This window comes from Arthrobacter sp. Ha26, assembly GCF_059091705.1.
The window spans coordinates 247,251-263,912 of record NZ_JBNHGX010000003.1; the positions used below are offsets into that span (position 1 = coordinate 247,251).

Below are 16,662 nucleotides of genomic sequence, written 5' to 3' on the forward strand. Positions count from 1 at the left end.
GAATTCTGTGCCAGCAAGCCAAAATTCCACCCCTTAGATAGGCTGTCCCAGTGACAGACGAGATAGAGTGGGCCGCCTTACCAGTTCCTCATGCACGCGGCCAGGGCTACGGGCGTGACCGTCTCACGCGCTGGCGCTAATCCGCCCACGCGTGCCGAACTCAACTGCATTGAAACCGCCGCAGATGACGCTCCTGCCGTCGGACTGACGGGTGCGGAGCTTGACAGCAACTGAAAGGCAGCCATGAAAACGCATGATCCATTTGCACCAATATCCGGGATCGAATCCTTCGAAGTCATCAGCGAATCCTTCGAGGATGGCCAGGTTCTTCCGGAAGCCCAACGCAGCGCTGTCCTGCGAGCCGGCGGCCGGGATGAATCGCCCGAGCTCACCTGGTCGGGCGCGCCCGAGGGAACCAGGAGCTACGCAGTCACCGTCTTCGACCCCGATGCCCCAGGCGCGGGCTACTGGCATTGGGTTGTGGTGAACATCCCGGCAGACGTCACATCCCTCCCGGCCGGTGCAGGTTCCCGGGACAACTCCCGGTTACCGTCTGGTGCAGTGCAGTTGAAGAACGATGCCGGATTTGCCGGTTTCGTGGGAGCTGCCCCGCCTCCCGGGCACGGTCAGCACCGGTATTTGGTGGTGGTCCATGCGGTGGATGTTGAGCGGCTGGACCTTCGCACTGATGACGCCCCGGCCGCGCTGCAATCCGCGCTCTCCACCCACACCTTGGGCCGGGCGAGGTTGACGGGAACCTTCGAACGCCGCTAGCGCGTGTCTCCCAAGCCCTGAGGCGGTTGTCCGGAATTCTTGACGGGTGTCTCGTATTTCTATGTTTTGACTGATGGGCAGTGGGCCCTTATTCAGCCGTTGCTGCCGTCTTCTACTGGTCGCCGGGGTCGCCCCTTCCGGGACGACCCGCGGGTGGTGGATATGAATCTGCGTGTTCCCGAAGATCTTGATCGGCGTTTGGACCAGCTGGCTGCCGAGGAACATACATCGAAGTCTGCGTTGTTGCTCCAGGGTGCAGAGCTGGTCCTGCAGCGTCACCGTCGGACCCATGATATCGGCGAGGGTCTGGATTTCGTGTTGAGCCATGATGCCGAGCTTTTGACGCGCCTTGAGGATGCGTGACCGAGTACCTCGAGATTGAGGACGCTTTGCAGGTCGTTGACCAGTTGGATTCCATGTCCGTGATATCGGCCTTCTGGCCTCGGCACAGGCGAGGCCTGCGACCAATGTGATGGGGGTGGAAGCCTAACCGCAGTTAGCGTCGAAGGCAGCGGCCGTCATGGAGTCGGTGGCGCGGTTTCACCCCCTGATCGACGGTAATAAACGCACGGCCTGGACGCTGATGGTTCTGATGCTCTGGATCAACGGCTACCGGCATGACTTCAGCACTCACGAGGCCTTCAATCTCGTCGTGGGTGTGGCAGCCGGCGACATCACACTGCGGGACAGTGCGGGGACGATTGCGACCCACCTCGTCAGAAGGTAGCCGTGCGTTCACCTGCGGTTCGGAGACGCCTCGAAGTGGCAAAACGAGAGTCCATGGCTTGCGAAGTCCACTGGCCGTAGCCGGCGGACTCGATCAGGCCCGCTGCGAGGAGCCGGTTCCGGTATTTGGATAACGACGTTGGGCTTCGTGCGTTGAGGATGGCGCCGATCTGACCGGCGGCAGAGGGGCCTTCCTGCGCGGCCATGGCGTCCAGGACTCGCGGTCTCTGTCCGAGATGTCCGACAGGGATGACTCGACGACCACTAAGGTGTTTCGTCCTTGAGCGGCAGCGATTTTATGCCGAACACGGCTTTCGTCCAGTTTCCACCCTGCCTTGTCGGCTTCGAGCCAGAGGTAGTAGCCGACCAGTTGGATCGGGAACGGATACCCTGGGTGGCGTCGGCTGCCTCAATGACGAGGTTGGAGGAGATGCTGACGCCTCCCTGGCTGGAGAGCTCGCTGTACGACGCGGTGCCTCACGTGATGGCTGCTTCGTGGAGATTGAGGCTGCCTTAGCGGCGGATCGGGGAAGCGTCAGAATTGTTTACCGCCTATGCTCCCTTCCTCTTATCCTGCGTGTGCCGTTGGGGTCTCTGTTCTGTGAGCGGGGGCGCGTTGGTTCCCGCCAATCCGCGCCGCGGGGAGGCAGTTGCCAAAGGGCAAAGGAACCTGCCCGGTGGTTCCGGACAGGTTCCTTTTCGTTTGCCGCTATTGGATGCCTTCGCGTACCAGCTTCCATTCCTGGCAGGTGAAGCCGTTGGCGGTATACTGCTGGGCGACGGCGCCGTCGGCTACTGAACCGGCAGCTATCTCAAGCAGTTTTCCGCTGTTGGCGTTGGCCAGCTTCCACCAGCCACCGCTGACAGTCGGTGACCAGACTTGAGTGGCGTTGCCCGTGGGCCCCCATTGCGATGCCTGGACTCCATCCGCTGTTGCTGCAGATGGTATTTCCAGGAGCTTTCCACTGTTGTTGTTGAGAAGTTGGAGTCCTCCGGTGACCTGGTGGATGTTCCACAGCTGTGTGGGGCTTCCTGTGTCGCCCCACTGACTGGCTCCTGCACCGTTGGCGGTAGCGGCCCCCGCGATCTCCAGGAATTTCCCGCTGTTGCGGTTGACCACCCTGAACTGCGGGTCCAAGGGGGTCGCGGGCTGGTACACCTGGAGCACATCGAGTTCAGCGTACGAGCTGGCCTTGGTAAAGGAGATCGTGTTGGCTCCTGCCGCGAGTGTGGCGGTCATTTGTGCCCAGCCGTACCGGCCCCAGTCGACGGTTGCCGGATAGTTAAGCGTGGTGGCGGTGGCTCCGTTGACCTTGACTGAGTGGGAGCTGTTGGCTCCTGTGCCGTTGGCGTAGCGGACGTTGAGGGTGTAACTTCCCGCAGCGGGAGCCCTGACCGTGAATGTGACGGAACTGTCGGCGTTGTTGATGTTGCCGACTTTCGCGCCGTTCGATGCGTCGGGGTCGGTGACGAGTGTGGCGTCCTGGCGGACTGCCCGTTCGGCTTCATACTGCTGTGCGTCCAGGGGTATAGAACCCACGCGTACGTCATTGTAGGTTGTGCTCGGGTTCTCCACATTGGTGGCGTGGTACAGGGTGCGTCCGTCTACGCTGGTGTCGAAACCCTGGGCGAAGCCCGAGAACGTGCCGCCTTGGGTGTCGGTGGCGTCATAGGTGACGGCGAAGGGAAGCCGTTCCCAGGGGCCCTCTCCAAGGTTGTAGTTCACATAGAAGTTCTGGCCGCCGTCAGTCGCTCCTGTTGCATCCAGGGACCATTTGGAAGCGATGATGACCATTCCCTTGGGCCCGCCTGTGGGAACCCACTTGACGAACGGAGATGAGCCGATTCCCCGACCGTCCTGGAGGGCTACCTTGGTTCCGATGCTGGATTCGGGGGACCAGTTCAATCCGTCGGGAGAGGTCTTGAAGTAGACGGGAGCGGTGTTTTGGGTCTGGCTTGGCCGGTTGACCACCTCGAATGTAGCCAGATACCGACCGTCTTGCATTTTGGTCACGGTGATCATCCCGGGCCGGTCGCTGTTGTTCGGCGGAGCTGAGACGTTCGCCAGCGCGCCCCAGGTGAGGCCGCCGTCGGTGGAGCGGCGGTAGGAAACCGCTTGGAGCACACCATTGGCTTTCTGCCGCTCATCGGAGAAGTAGGCGACCAGGCCGCCGAGGCCGTCGATGGCCAGGGAGGGTTCCCACACCGTACTGGTGGTCGACGTCGGGGTCGGATCATAGACGGCAGGTCCGCCGGAGTCGATGGTGCTTTGGAGGGACCAGGTGAGGCCCTTGTCCAGGCTCTTGTAGACCACAAGCCGGCTGCTGGACCTGTCCTGGGGCATGATCATGCCGGTCAGCAGGACTGTCCCGGCGGGAAGGTTTCCGACCTGTTGGGGCAGTTCGAAGAGGAAGGGCTGGGCGGTCCTGTTCAGCAACGGGAAGTCGAGGCTGGGGTTGATGTCCGAGATCTTCGTCCAGGTTGCACCGTTGTCGGTGCTCCGGTGGATGGGGTAGGTCTGTACGCCGTTGGTGAGGACCAGCTTGTCGAAAGTTGACAGGAGGGTGCCGTTGGCGGTGCCGTTGTTCTTAAGGGTGATCACCTTTGGGTAGGTGGTGCCTGCGGCTCGGCCGCCCTCGGGGTTGAAGGACGATCCCGCCGGGGGTGAGTAGACGAGTGCCCCGTTCCCAGTGGTGACGGCGGAGGCCTGGGGCGCGGCGGTGAATTGGGTGGTGATCATTGCCATGACCAATAACAGGCCGGCGACCACGGCGCGGGGTGTTGCCCACCCGGCACTGGTCCTGGGCATGGCTGTATTTAACGAGACGTCTTGCATTCCTTCTCCCATGTGTGTTGCTGCGGAACGCGTGCGCGGACTGATATCGGCATGCGTGTGAGCGCGGCGTCGCAGTTCCGGCGATGCGCCGATTTACGGGCGGGCTGTTGTTTCCAGGAGCACTGCCGCCCAAGCGACCGGGGGCAACGTGACCGTGACCAAGCCCTCCTGCTCCTCGATGGAGTTCAGGGGTTGCAGTCCGACCCGGTCGGGACGGCTCAGCGTGTTGCTGGCGTACACGTCGGGGTCGGTGAGGGTCTGGGCGTCCACGATTCGGACATGGCCTAGGTGTCCGGTGTCGATGGTGATGGTGGCGGGCTGGTCTGTGCTGCGGTTGACGAGGAACACCGATGCCGTCCCGTCCTCGGGGTTGTAGCTGGCCGCCGCGTCGACCGTCCGGACCGTGCCGTGGGTGATGGTGTCGTAGGTGTCGCTTTCGAGGCCGGTGTCCAGGGCGACTCCGTAGGCATTGTGTGAGGTCAGCGCGAACGGGAAGAACGTGGTCTGTTTCCAGGCAGGTCCGCCGGGTTCTGTCATGATGGGTGCGATGACGTTGACGAGCTGTGCCAGGGAGGCCGAGGTGACCCTGTCCGCGTGGTTGAGCAGCGAGATCAGCAGGTTCCCGACGACGACGGCGTCAGCTACGGTGTAGGTGTCTTCGAGCAGGCGCGGGGCGACTGGCCAGTTGTCGATTCCGGCGATCTTGTCGATCTTTTCGAAGCGTTCGTTGTACCAGACGTTCCACTCGTCGAAGGATATGTTCAGTGTCTTGTTGCTGCCCTGGACTGCTTTGATGTGGTCGGCGGTTGCCGTGACGGAATCGATGAATCGGTCCATGTTGGCTGCCGATGCCAGGAAGCTGCCGAGGTCGCCGTCTTGGATTTCGTAGTAGGCGTGGCAGGAGATGTAGTCGACGTCCTCGTAGGTGTGGCCGAGCACCACGCGTTCCCATTCACCGAATGTGGGCATGTTGGCGCTTGAGGAGCCGCAGGCTACCAGCTCGATGGAGGGGTCAAGCTGGCGCATGGCTTTCGCCGTTTGGGAGGCAAGCTTGCCATAGTCGTCAGCGCTGCGATGGCCGATCTGCCAGGGTCCGTCCATTTCGTTGCCCAGGCACCACATTTTGACGTTGAACGGTTTGTCCCGTCCGTTCGATGCCCGTTCGGCGGCCAGGGCAGTGCCGAACGGGAGGTTGCAGTATTCGAGGAGGTCCAGGGCCTCTTCGGTGCCGCGTGTTCCGAGGTTGATGGCGAGCATGAGTTCGCTGCCGACTTCCTCCAGCCAGCCTGCGAATTCGTGGAGTCCGACTTCGTTGGTTTCAGTGGAATGCCAGGCGAGGTCCACGCGTTTCGGCCGGTGTTCGGCCGGGCCGATGCTGTCTTCCCATTTGAATCCGGAGACGAAGTTCCCGCCGGGGTAGCGAATCGCGGAGACGCCCAGTTCCTTGACCAGTTCCTTGACGTCGTTGCGGAAGCCTGCGGAGTCGGCGAGTTCGTGGCCCGGTTCGTAGATGCCGTCGTAGACGCAGCGGCCGAGGTGTTCAACGAAGGAACCGAACATTCTGCGGTTGATGGCGCCGATGGTGCGCCGGGGGTCGAGGGTCAGGCGTGCTGTGGCCACGGGCTTCTTTCCTGTTCGGAGGCGAATGCGGATTCTTCTGTGATGTCAGGTGCAGGGGCGGCCACGGCTGCGGTTGCGTGCAACTGGAACTGGTCTGCGACGGGGTTTTTGACGCGGTGCAAAGTGCCGGTCTCGTCGGGGACGAGGTCCCAGAGGCCCATGGTGAGGCGGTAGTTTTCCAGGGGTTCGGTGCCGTAGCGGTAGGTCCATTCGTACATGTCGGTGACGGGCCACCAGGTGTAGCCGACAATGTTCTGGCCTGCCGCGCGGAGTTCCTGGACGCATGCCACGGAGGCGTCGAGCCATTTGATGCGCCTGTCGTAGGGTCCCGTGAGGCAGGTTTCGGTCAGTGCAACCGGTGCTCCGTAGCGCTGCCCGTAGGTGGTCAGGACCTCGGCCAGTCCCTCAGTCCAGTCGTCCCGGACCGCACGCGGATCAGCAATGTCACCCCGCACCGCCCTGCCGCTTTCAAGCAATTCGGTGGAATGCAGAGGGTAGTAGTTCACCCCCATCACGTCCGGGCGTACCACGTTGTCCCGATGCCAAGCCAGGTCATGATCGGTCATGCCGTGTCGGGCAAGCCACGGAGCGAGCTCATGGCTGGCATCCACCCTGCCGGTGACCAGGTCCTCAACCAGGCAGGAGCGGGCTTTCAAATGCCGGATCTCGTCGGCGTGTTCGTCCGTCGTGGAATCACTGACGAAACGGAAACCGGCATCAACATGGGTAAAGATCGCGCGGTCGCCCAAGACCTCGGCGATGTTCTGCTGGGTCAGCACAAATCCCTTGGAAAGGTTCCGCAGCAAGGCAACCAACCCGTCGTCGCCCGAGAGGTACGGTGGCCAGTGGGCGAACTTCCCGGAAAACAGGGTGTGGATCATCGGTTCATTGACCGGGGTGTAATCCACCACAGTGTCCGCGTATCTGGCAGCCACCCGCGCTGAGTAATCAGCGACGCGCTCCGGATAGCTTGAGTTCAGGAACTGGTTGTCCAGCCAAGTGGGAGTGCCGTAATGCATCAGGTCCACCAGCGGCCGAAGCTGCAGTTCGTTGAACCGGTCCATGACCTTGTCCAGCCAGGTCCACTTCCAGACGCCCGGTTCGGGGTTGATCCGGTGCCAGGGAACACCCCAGCGGAGGAACTCTCCACCCGCCTCTTTGGCCAGGCCCAGGTCCTGGTGCCAGAACCTGTAGTGCTGGGTCAGCTCGTACTCGTCCAGTGACCGCTCGCCCGCACGCTCCTGGGGGATAAAGGTATCTTCAATGCCAAGGCCAAAGTGCAGGCGGCCGTCTTCATACCAGTTCAATCTTTCCTCACTTCAATCCGGTGGTGGCGACGCTTTCAATGAAGCGGCGTTGGACAAACATAAAGACGGCCATGAGGGGCAGGACGGCAACCAGGGCGCCCGCCATCATCACGCCGTATGGCACGATCCCGCCGGGGCCGGTCAGGAGGGTCAAACCTGAGGTGAGGGTTCCCATTTCCTTGTCCGTCGTAAAAATCAGCGGCCAGAGAAGATCGTTCCAATTGTTGACGAACACGAACACGCCGAGTGTCAGGATGGCCGGCATGGCGTTGGGCAGGACGATGTTGCCGTAAACGCGCCATTCTGAAGCGCCGTCGATACGGGCTGCGTTGTCCAGGTCCCGGGGAAGGGACAGGAAGAACTGCCGGAGGAAGAAGATCCCGAATGCATCCGCGGCCCGGGGGATGACCAACGCTGCGAAGGTGTTCACCCACCCAAGGTCGCTTGCCAGTTGATAGACGGGCACGAGGGTGGCCTGGAACGGGATCATAAGGCTGGCAATGATCGTGATCAGCAGGATCCGCTTACCGGTGAAGTCGATCCTGGCGAGGGCATACGCGGCCAGGGAATCAAACAGGAGGGCAAACAGGGTTACGCCGCCGGCGAAGATAAAGCTGTTGGCGATCAGCCGGAGGAATGGCAGCTCCTGGAAGATCCGGGCAAAGTTGTCCAACGTCCACTCCCCGGGTACCAGCGTTGGCGGGAAGGCATTTACCTCTGCGGCTGGTTTGAACGCGGTAAAAGCAATAATGGCGACGGGGAGCAGGATCACTGCACTGGCCAGGCCCAGCAGTGCCACCACCAGAATCCTGCCCATGGCTGACCGCCGGCGGGAACGCGCGGCAGTCCGTGCCCCGGCATCAGCCCGGAGAATCTGTGGATGGAGAGTTGTAGACATCAGTCACCTTCCCGTTCCCGTTTCCCAAAGAAAACGAACTGGATTACGCTGAGGAGCAGCGTGGCAGCGAGCAATACGTAGGACAGCGCGGACGCGAAGCCGACGTCGAGTTTGCGGAATCCCGCAGAGTAGATCTGCATCACGACGGTCTCGGTGTGCCCGTAGGGGCCGCCGCCGGTCATGACATAGATCTGGTCGAAGGCCTGGAGTGCGGCGATCAGGGCGAAGATCAGGACGAACGCCGTGGTGTTGGACAGCATGGGCATGGTCACGTGCCGGAATCTGGTCCAGGGGCCCGCTCCGTCCATACGTGCCGCTTCATAGAGGGATCCGGGGATCTCCTGAAGCCCGGCAAGGAAAATCACCATATAGAAGCCGAAGCTCTTCCAGACCGCGACGAAGGCCACTGCCGGCATTGCCAGAACCGGATCCTGGAGGACATTGCCGATCCGGATGCCGGCTGAACCCAGCCAGTAATTCAACAATCCAACCTGTGGATCGATCAGGTAGGCCCATGCGATGGCTGCCACAGCCAGGCTCACGATGAATGGCAGGAACAGGGCGGTCCGGAAGAATCCCCGGAACGGCAGGCGGGGATCGTTCAGGAGCAGTGCCAGGCCAAGGGCCAGTGCCACGGCGGTGGGCGTGAAGATGACGGCGTACAGCGCAGTGTTGCCCAGCGCGTTGAGTATCACTGGATCGGTGAAGATCCGGGCATAGTTTTCAAAGCCGATCCATTTTTCTTCGCCGAAGCCGCTGGCATCGGTGAAGGACAGCCGCAGGGCCGAGACCATTGGCCAGGCAGTGAATGCACCCAGGACCAGGAGGGCCGGTACGAGGAACGCCAGGGCCTGCACATTCTTGCGGAGTTGGCCGATCGCCGGGTTGCGACGCCCGCCGAGAGGCGCCGGAGCACGGTACTTCGCTGGCTGGGGGATCTTTTTGTTCATTATGGTGCTCATGGGAGTCTTTCCGCTGGGGCGCGGCACCGTGGTGCCGCGCCCGTAGGCTGGGCGACATCGGTTCGCTGGACCGGTTACTTGCTGTCGAGGACTTTCTGGACTGACGCCTGCGTTTCGCTCAGCAGGGACTTGACGTTCTCACCGGCAACCGCTCGCTGGGTGAGCTTGTCCACCGCCGTCAGCACATCGGAGCTGTTGATGACGCCCGGCAGGAGCGGGCGGCCGAATTCGGCCTGCTTGGTCAAGGCCTCGACCACTGGGTTGGACGCAACGGCGCTGGCCGGAATGTCCGTTCGAAGCGGCGGCCACCCGGATCCGAGGGACCAGGCCGTTGCCTGCTCTTTCTGCATGAAGTAGGAAAAGAACTTCTCGGCGGCGGCTGCCTTTGAGTCATCCTTCTGCTGGGTTACTGCCATGGAGATCCCGATCGCGGAGGCCGCCTGGGCCTTCGGGCCGGCGGGAACAGCGGCGATGCCGTAGTCAATCTTGTTTTCCTGGGCGATGGAAGACATCCACGGACCACCCAGGTACATTGCTGCCTTGCCGCTGCTGAAGAGCTTGTCGCCGGCTATGCCGTCCAGGCCGGTGGGTGAGATCTTGTCGTTGCGGACAGCGTCCACCCAGGTTTGCAGGGTCTTGGCGTTCTCCGGGGAGTCCACGACAACTTTGCCGTCCTTGACGATGTCGCCGCCGTTGCCGTACAGGAGCGAGGGCCAGACGCCGTTGGCTACCGTAGCGTGGTCCGGCAGTCCCAGTCCGAACTGTTCGGGCGTGCCGTCATTGTTGGCATCGATGGTCAACTTCTTGGCCGTGGCTATCCACTCATCCCAGGTAGCGGGGGGCGACGTGATCCCTGCCTGGGCGAACAGCGCCTTGTTATAGAACATGGCCAGCGGCACAAAGCCGGAGGGAATGCCGTACTTGTGCCCGTTAACCGTCTCCATCTCAACGGCCGCGGGGGCGAGGCTGCCCAGGTTGCTGTTGGCATCCTTGTAAAAATCATCGAGTTCGGCGAAGGCGCCCTTGTCCGCGTAGACCGGCAGGCGCTCAGCAGGCATGGCCACGATATTGGGGCCCTTTCCCGAGGACAATGCGGGGAGCAACGTGTCGTCGATGACTGACCAAGGATTGACCTGGACCTTGATGCTGACCTGGGTCTGGGATGCGTTAAAATCATCCACGATTTTGTTCAGGACCTTGCCGTCGGCCTCTGTGTAGCCGTGCCAGAACGTCAGTTCCGTTTTAGCGCCCTTGCTTTCCTTGTCTGCGCCCGCTCCTGCACCGGAGCAGGCGGTCAGGGACAGCGATGCGGCCGCAACCGCCGCAAGAATGGTGAGCGACTTTTTCATGTCAGCCCTTTCAGTGAAGTGGGACGTCCGCGTCCCTGAACCTGCTTACTTCGTTTAGGTAAACGTTGTACGTAAACGTTGTATCAAGCATGATGCCCGGTCGCCCGGCGGTCAATACCACGGTGAAATATTTTTTAGGCGGCGCTGTTCGCCTGAGGAGCACTCACTCGGGCAGCGCCAGAAGAATCCCGTATTTCCAAGGAAAAGCCCGTCTCGATTTCATGCGCTTCCAGCTCGCTGCCGCCTTCCATACGCCTCAGCAAAGTGTCCACAGCGGCCTTCGCAATCTCGTCCCGATGCGGATTGATTGTTGACAGCGCCGGCAGCGAATACCGCGTCTCGTCCAGGTCATCAAACCCTACGATGGCGACGTCCTGCGGGACGTGGACACCGGCCTGCTGCAGGACGCGCATCGCGCCAAGGGCCAACGTGTCATTGAAGGCGAAGACCGCGTCGAATGACAACTGGTCCTCCAGAAGCTTCCGCATCACGGCGGCACCCCCACGCCGGTGCCAGGAGTCTGCGTAACACACGAGTCCCGGGTCGAACTCCACACCGGCCCTATCCAGGGCTTCCCGATATCCCGCGAGCCGAAGTTCCGCGGCGGCCACGATATCTCCCTCGTGCGCGCCCAAGGCCACGATCCTGCGGCGCCCGGAATTCAGAAGATGTTCAGTGGCTGCGCGGGCACCAGCCACATTGGCCATGGTGATCCGGTCCACCTGGCCGTTGAAGGATGTGTCTCCGAGCACCACCAAGGGGGTGTCCACGCTCTTCAGCAGTTCGGCATCGCCAGTGCCAAGAGTGAGGGAGCTGTAGATGACGCCGTCCACCATGTGGCGGTGCTGACCGCGCAGCGCAGCCAGTTCGTTCTCCCTGCCGCTTCCGATCGGTTCAATCAGCACGGCCAGGCCCTTCGCGGCAGCAGCCCGCATGACCGCATCGGCCAGCTCGGCGAAATACGCTGTGGTGAGGTCGGGAATGATCAGGCCTATAACCCCTGACCGGCCTGAGCGGAGATTCCGGGCGGAAAGGTTCGGGCGGTACCCCAGCTGGTCGATCGCGTCCTGAACGCGCTGCCGGGTTTCAGGGCGGAGCTGCGGGTGTCCGTTGATGACATTGGAGACCGTCTTGATCGAAAAGCCGCTAACCCTTGCGACATCACGAATGGTGACTGACATGGCCGCTCTCTTTCCCCCGCACGATAAACAGGGCCAGCGGGCCCCGATCCCAGAGTACAACGTGGGAAGTAACGCAGTACAACGTGGAGGGAAGTCAGCTATGATCGCGCTCCATAGCACGGCCGCAATGTCGCCTGGGACGGCCGGTTCGAATTCTTCAAGGGCCTGGATATTACCCACGGAGGTTGGTGACGCGGCTGGCGGGTGGTTGACCCTTGATCGAGCCACTCTCAAGGCCTCTCCCTCAGCCGATTCCAAACGCCGATATCCGGCGTTCTGCCAAGCTGTCCTCCATTCATACGAAGCTGCCAGCGGGCGAGGGGCTTGAATCGCTGCCCTTCCGGGAGGCTAGCCGAAGGGTAGTGCTTTATAGGCGGTGTTCTTGTTCATGTTCCACCAGGCGCTTCCTCTGCCTTCCCCAGTTGATGTAGCCGATGGCTGTGAGGGCTGGTGCTGCGTGTCGTGGGCTGGTGCGGGTGTAGGCGTGGAGGAGGAGTTGTTGTGCCCATTCGATGCGTGACCATTTGGGGGCCGTTGCGGTTTGGGCGAACAGGAGGTGTTGCATGGGTTCGTCCACGCCTGGGATGTCTGCGATGAGCCGGTCCCGGATGGTGGGGAACTGCAGGTTGGCGACCAGGGCGTAGCAGTGGTCAGCGCTCGGGAACGTTCTGGAATCAAGCATCTCTGCCCAGAGGTTCCGGCCTTCCTGCAGCGCGGTATCGGGCCATTGGGACCTGATGACGTCCATGTGATGTTCGACGGCGGGTGCTTTGGCTGCTGCCTGGCTGTCACTTGGGAGGGTGACGCGGTTGGTGGGCTGGATGGTGCTGCGCGGATAAATTCGGCGTTGATGGCGCTTGTCTGCGTGGAGGCGACGGTGCGGGCATAGTTGAGTTCCTGGCCTGGTTGGCGGGGCAGATCGATGCGGAGCGTTGCACCGATGCTGTTGTGTCGTTCAAGGTGATGCAGACGAGGCTTTCCTGGGGCCAGAAGCCGAAAGTGTGCCCGATGAAGCTGAGGACATCCGATGGCGTCTCCGGGTCGGCGCGGTAGCGCCCTGGTTGCGCGTAGGACCCGCCCAGCGACCATGGGGCATATCAGAATGACAAGCAGCGGTTTAGCTTTTACTGGTTCATCGGAGTGCGTAGCTAAGGCGGCATGACTTCTGTGGGATGAGCTGTCAGGTCAGAGGGAGTCCGTGCCGGGAGTCGCCGCGTTGGAGTGGACGAGGTTGCCGGCGAAACCTGGGGTCAACGGTCGGGGGGTTTGGATGGTTTGATTAGTCGGTGCTCGGTCTCAGACGCCTCGTGGTCCTTGTCCTGTTTGCTGTTTGCGTCTCCATCGCTTTCTTGTTCTGGGCGCTTGGGCAACCCGGCATCGATGCCCGTCGCGCCTTTGCGCCGCCGCCACGGGCGGCGACCGAGCTCGAAGCGTTGTCCTCTGGCATAACCACCGCCGTGAACGTCACCAGAATCCCGGACGCTGCTTGGGTCATCCGGGCTGCAGGGCAGACCGGAATCCCTGAACGCGCGCTGCGGGCGTATGTTGCCGCGGCTGTTACGGTGAATTCTGCTTCCCCGAGGTGCGGGATCGGTTGGAACACTGTCGCGGCCATCGGGTCGGTCGAAACAGCACACGGGACTTACGGCGGCGGCAGCCTGACCGGCGCGGGGCAGGTGAGCCGCCCGGTGGTGGGCCCGGTCCTGAACGGTGCAGGGTTCGCCGCTATTGCCGATACTGACGGCGGTGTGCTGGACGGGGATACCCGTTGGGACCGTGCTGTGGGACCGATGCAGTTCATACCTTCCACATGGCAGCTGGCAGGGCGGGACGGGAACGGGGATGGAACGGCGGATCCGTTCAATATTGACGATGCCGCCCTCGGCGCGGCGACCTATCTGTGCGCCCACGGCCGAGACCTCACAACAGCGGAGGGGTGGACCGACGCGATCTACGCCTACAACCAGTCCGACGCCTACATGCGACAAGTGCATGACCGGTCCAGTGAATACGCCGCGCAGACAGGCACCGCTGGTTGATCCTGGCTTTTGGTCCTTTCGCCCTGAAGTAGACGAGGGATCTGTTCGCAGCTCGCAGCCGGCCTCAGAGAATAATGCTCGCGGCAGGAGTTGAGCAGTCCGCAATTAGCGTCTGGCCAGAGTCCCGCGATACTCCCTCATTCCCCGCAGGGGCTGGGCCCACCTCGGCGATCAGATCCTCGCGCTGAAGGTTCCGTCAGAGCGGACGTCGGGAATGGGCGAACCGCGGAACGCATAGCAAAACAACCGCCATTCCGATCAGGATGTCTCGGACGGGGACGAGAGGTGAAGGTGAAGCTGGCGGTGCGTGTATGCCGCGCTGAATAAGGACGGTGCTGGGACGGACATCTGTACAAGGTTCCTGTTCCACTCGGCAACTCCTTGTGGTACGAATGGGACGAGCGCCTGGAAACGTCTTGCAACGGGTTGGTCCGAATATGGAAAGGTAAGGACTAAAGTGCTTTCACTCGGAGTTGTTCTACTAATCCTTGGCTATATTTTAAACATTGGAATCCTGATAACTATTGGGTGGATTCTGGCTGTTATCGGCCTCGTGCTTTTCGTGCTCGGTGCAATCGGACGCCCTCTTGCCGGAAGACGGTACTGGTACTAATCGCGCGCCCCCGCCGCTTCAGGGACCGCGCCAGTCCTCCCCGGTATACCTATTGCCCGGAATGTAACGGCTACGGCTTTCCGCTGGATTCTTAATCTGCGGGATTCCTCGCTTCCATACTTTGGGGATCGCGGCTTCTAAATGCCGCAGAATGCGCTATCGGGACAGGATCAGGTCAAGCACCCCCGGAAACCTCGTCACCCCATCTTCTGCCATGAAGTGTCCGGCTTCCGGATGGACCTGCAGTCGGGCCTGGAGGCGCCTGGCGAGGTCATCCGAGGCTGCGGGCGGAACAAAGGGATCCGTTTCGGAGCGGATTACCGTTCGCTTCCGGATACTCCCTGCCAGCCGTTCAACGCCCACACCTGTTGCGAGGTATTGATCCAGTTCCGGCAAGGCATCCAGCGGTTCAATGAAACCGGCCACCAGGACAAGACCACCAAGTTGCCAAGGCTCCGGGAGGGCTGCCAGGACCCGTAGTGCGGTGATCGCACCGAGAGAATGCGCCACCAGCACCGTTCTCGCATCCGGTACTCCAAGCGCCGCTTTCACGGCGTTCTCCCAGGCTGTCGCCTTAGGATTGTCAGGGTCCGGGAGGGGAACAACCGTGACGTCTATGCCTTCGGCCTGAAGTTCACCCTGAAGCCAGGGGAACCAGTTCGCGTCCGGTGCGGACTCGTACCCATGGACGACGACGACACGCTGGACGGGGCGGGCGGTGATCGAATCGTCGTCCATCAGGCACACCCTACCAGCGCTCCCAGCGAACGATCCCCAGCCGGCCTGTCCCACGCATCCGGGGTCTGTGGTCAGGTGGCGGGGTCCCGGTCCTCGCCGTTGATGAAGACCTGAACGGCCACGACGTGAGCGTCTGTCAGCCCCTCCTCGGGGTCCGGCTTCTCCAGCAGGACGGGGTGGACGTATTGGTGGGCCCAGTCGTGCACATCAGGCCCTAGCTCGTCGTCGATCCACACAACGGCGTCCCAGTTTCCATCACCCTCGGCTTCCATCTTGGTCAACCAGCGGGCGACCGACCCCAGCTTTGGCGTCTGTTGGTCGTCATCCCCAGGCTCCGGCGCTATCGCCACGCGAAGAGGACTCACCTCAAGCTGCAGTTGCGCTTCGAGGTGGTCCATAAAATCGTCAGGCGATGTGGACACCCAAGCGATCCTCCCTTTGGTGGCGAGCCGGCGCACCAAGGCAATCTTCAAATCGGAGAGCTGAGGATTTTGGGCATCGGCGTCCCGCTCAAGCTTCGGGTTCAGCACGCCGTTAACGTCGAGAAGGATGAGCGGTTTCATGACCGAGACCCTAGTCCGTTTCCACGGCTATGGGTAGCGTCCAAGGCCATGCCACGCAGGAGGCGCGCGCCCTACATGGAGCGGCGCCGGCCGGTGGTGAAGCCGGAACGGGCGCGGAGCTCCGTAGCGGCATGCCTAGGGGGTCGGGCGAACCGTGGTCCAACAGGTCCTGTTTCAACCCGGGCGCCCGGCATAGCGTTGAAAGTGCAAAGGCCCTGCCGGTGAAAACGGGCGGGGATTCCACGATGACAAGAACGCGAGAGACGGGTATCACCTTGATGACCAATCCGACGTACGACTTCACCGGGCAGGTCGCGCTGGTCACCGGCGCGGCCTCCGGCATGGGACTGGCCGCGGCCCGCGGCTTCGCCGGGAACGGTGCCGCCGTGGCGCTCCTTGACCTCAGCGCCGACGCCGTCGGGCAGGCAGCCCAGTCCCTCGAGGACGCCGGGTACAAGGCGATTGGCATCGCCTGCGACGTCACCGACGAAGCGCAGGTGGCCGCCGCGGTCGACAAGGCGGTGGAGACCTTCGGCCGGCTGGACATGGCCTTTAACAACGCCGGCATCCAGGTGCCGCCGTCGGATGCCGCCGAAGAGACCGCTGAGAACTTCGACCGGGTCAACGCTGTGAATCTGCGGGGCGTGTGGGCCGCACAGAAGCACGAACTGCGCCACATGCGGGCCCAGGGCTTCGGTGCGATAGTCAATAATTCCTCCCTCGGCGGTCTTGTCGGTCTGCCGGAGCGCGCCGCGTACCACGCCTCCAAGCACGGCGTGATCGGCCTGACCAAAAGCGCCGCCGTCGAGTACGCGCCCCGGGGCATCCGGATCAACGCCATTTGCCCGGGTGTCGTCGAGACCCCGATGGTCACCGGCATGCTTGAAGGCCAGGCCGAGGCGATGGCTTCCATCATGCAGGAGCAGCCAATTGGCCGCCTCGGCACGGCCGACGAAATCGCCGCCGCGGTCCTGTGGCTGTGCAGCCCGGCGTCCAGTTTCGTCGTCGGCGTTGCACTGCCCGTCGACGGCGGCTTCACCACCCACTAAGCCCAAG

The 16,662-nt window shown here is 62.2% G+C and carries 16 protein-coding genes and 1 pseudogene; 6 read left to right on the forward strand and 11 right to left on the reverse strand.

What is annotated here, in order from left to right:
• The first annotated feature begins 243 nt into the window (after positions 1–243).
• From AC5RVY_RS09630 to AC5RVY_RS09645, 4 genes and pseudogenes are all read left to right on the forward strand, one after another.
• The gene (locus AC5RVY_RS09630) at positions 244–774 is read left to right on the forward strand and encodes a YbhB/YbcL family Raf kinase inhibitor-like protein (protein ID WP_493954486.1); all 531 of its coding nucleotides are present in this window, start codon (positions 244–246) and stop codon (positions 772–774) included.
• Positions 775–813: 39 nt separating this feature from the next.
• Positions 814–936: pseudogene (locus AC5RVY_RS09635) on the forward strand (IS5/IS1182 family transposase); the annotation flags it as partial.
• The gene (locus AC5RVY_RS09640) at positions 937–1,137 is read left to right on the forward strand and encodes a ribbon-helix-helix protein, CopG family (protein ID WP_493954701.1); all 201 of its coding nucleotides are present in this window, start codon (positions 937–939) and stop codon (positions 1,135–1,137) included.
• 157 nt (positions 1,138–1,294) lie between these two features.
• Positions 1,295–1,501, forward strand: coding sequence for a type II toxin-antitoxin system death-on-curing family toxin (locus AC5RVY_RS09645; protein WP_493954487.1), 207 nt, complete (start codon positions 1,295–1,297; stop codon positions 1,499–1,501).
• On the opposite strand, the gene AC5RVY_RS09650 is transcribed toward AC5RVY_RS09645, so the two are convergent.
• The 9 genes from AC5RVY_RS09650 to AC5RVY_RS09690 all read right to left on the reverse strand — a co-directional run bounded on the left by AC5RVY_RS09650 (position 1,491) and on the right by AC5RVY_RS09690 (position 12,401).
• Positions 1,491–1,751, reverse strand: coding sequence for a DUF8462 domain-containing protein (locus AC5RVY_RS09650; protein ID WP_493954702.1), 261 nt, complete (start codon positions 1,749–1,751; stop codon positions 1,491–1,493). The two genes, AC5RVY_RS09645 and AC5RVY_RS09650, sit on opposite strands and share 11 nt — an antisense overlap.
• Positions 1,752–2,209: 458 nt before the next feature.
• Positions 2,210–4,309, reverse strand: coding sequence for an RICIN domain-containing protein (locus tag AC5RVY_RS09655; protein WP_493954488.1), 2,100 nt, complete (start codon positions 4,307–4,309; stop codon positions 2,210–2,212).
• 120 nt (positions 4,310–4,429) lie between these two features.
• Positions 4,430–5,956, reverse strand: coding sequence for an arabinosylfuranosidase ArfA (gene arfA, locus AC5RVY_RS09660; RefSeq protein WP_493954489.1), 1,527 nt, complete (start codon positions 5,954–5,956; stop codon positions 4,430–4,432).
• Positions 5,938–7,263: a family 1 glycosylhydrolase gene (locus AC5RVY_RS09665; protein WP_493954490.1), complete on the reverse strand. Its 1,326-nt coding sequence runs from the start codon at positions 7,261–7,263 to the stop codon at positions 5,938–5,940. Before AC5RVY_RS09665 ends, arfA begins: the two co-directional genes overlap by 19 nt.
• A gap of 7 nt (positions 7,264–7,270) precedes the next feature.
• Complete coding sequence (locus AC5RVY_RS09670; protein WP_493954491.1) at positions 7,271–8,161, reverse strand: carbohydrate ABC transporter permease; 891 nt, start codon at positions 8,159–8,161, stop codon at positions 7,271–7,273.
• Positions 8,161–9,123, reverse strand: coding sequence for a carbohydrate ABC transporter permease (locus AC5RVY_RS09675; RefSeq protein WP_493954492.1), 963 nt, complete (start codon positions 9,121–9,123; stop codon positions 8,161–8,163). The genes AC5RVY_RS09670 and AC5RVY_RS09675 overlap by 1 nt, the downstream gene beginning before the upstream one ends.
• Before the next feature lie 74 nt (positions 9,124–9,197).
• Entirely contained in the window at positions 9,198–10,472 is a 1,275-nt protein-coding gene (locus AC5RVY_RS09680) for an ABC transporter substrate-binding protein (RefSeq protein ID WP_493954493.1), read from the reverse strand.
• A gap of 134 nt (positions 10,473–10,606) precedes the next feature.
• Positions 10,607–11,653, reverse strand: a complete 1,047-nt coding sequence (locus AC5RVY_RS09685) for a LacI family DNA-binding transcriptional regulator (protein WP_493954494.1) — start codon at positions 11,651–11,653, stop codon at positions 10,607–10,609.
• 367 nt (positions 11,654–12,020) lie between these two features.
• Positions 12,021–12,401 (reverse strand): hypothetical protein, encoded by a 381-nt coding sequence (locus AC5RVY_RS09690; RefSeq protein WP_493954495.1) that lies wholly within the window; start codon positions 12,399–12,401, stop codon positions 12,021–12,023.
• Positions 12,402–13,110: 709 nt separating this feature from the next.
• On the opposite strand from AC5RVY_RS09690, the gene AC5RVY_RS09695 reads away from it, so the two are divergent.
• Positions 13,111–13,692: a lytic transglycosylase domain-containing protein gene (locus AC5RVY_RS09695; RefSeq protein ID WP_493954496.1), complete on the forward strand. Its 582-nt coding sequence runs from the start codon at positions 13,111–13,113 to the stop codon at positions 13,690–13,692.
• Positions 13,693–14,461: 769 nt separating this feature from the next.
• On the opposite strand, the gene AC5RVY_RS09700 is transcribed toward AC5RVY_RS09695, so the two are convergent.
• Positions 14,462–15,043 (reverse strand): RBBP9/YdeN family alpha/beta hydrolase, encoded by a 582-nt coding sequence (locus AC5RVY_RS09700; protein WP_493954497.1) that lies wholly within the window; start codon positions 15,041–15,043, stop codon positions 14,462–14,464.
• 71 nt (positions 15,044–15,114) lie between these two features.
• Positions 15,115–15,606 (reverse strand): HAD domain-containing protein, encoded by a 492-nt coding sequence (locus AC5RVY_RS09705; protein ID WP_493954498.1) that lies wholly within the window; start codon positions 15,604–15,606, stop codon positions 15,115–15,117.
• 245 nt (positions 15,607–15,851) lie between these two features.
• On the opposite strand from AC5RVY_RS09705, the gene AC5RVY_RS09710 reads away from it, so the two are divergent.
• Entirely contained in the window at positions 15,852–16,655 is an 804-nt protein-coding gene (locus AC5RVY_RS09710; RefSeq protein WP_493954499.1) for an SDR family NAD(P)-dependent oxidoreductase, read from the forward strand.
• The last annotated feature ends 7 nt before the right edge of the window (positions 16,656–16,662 follow it).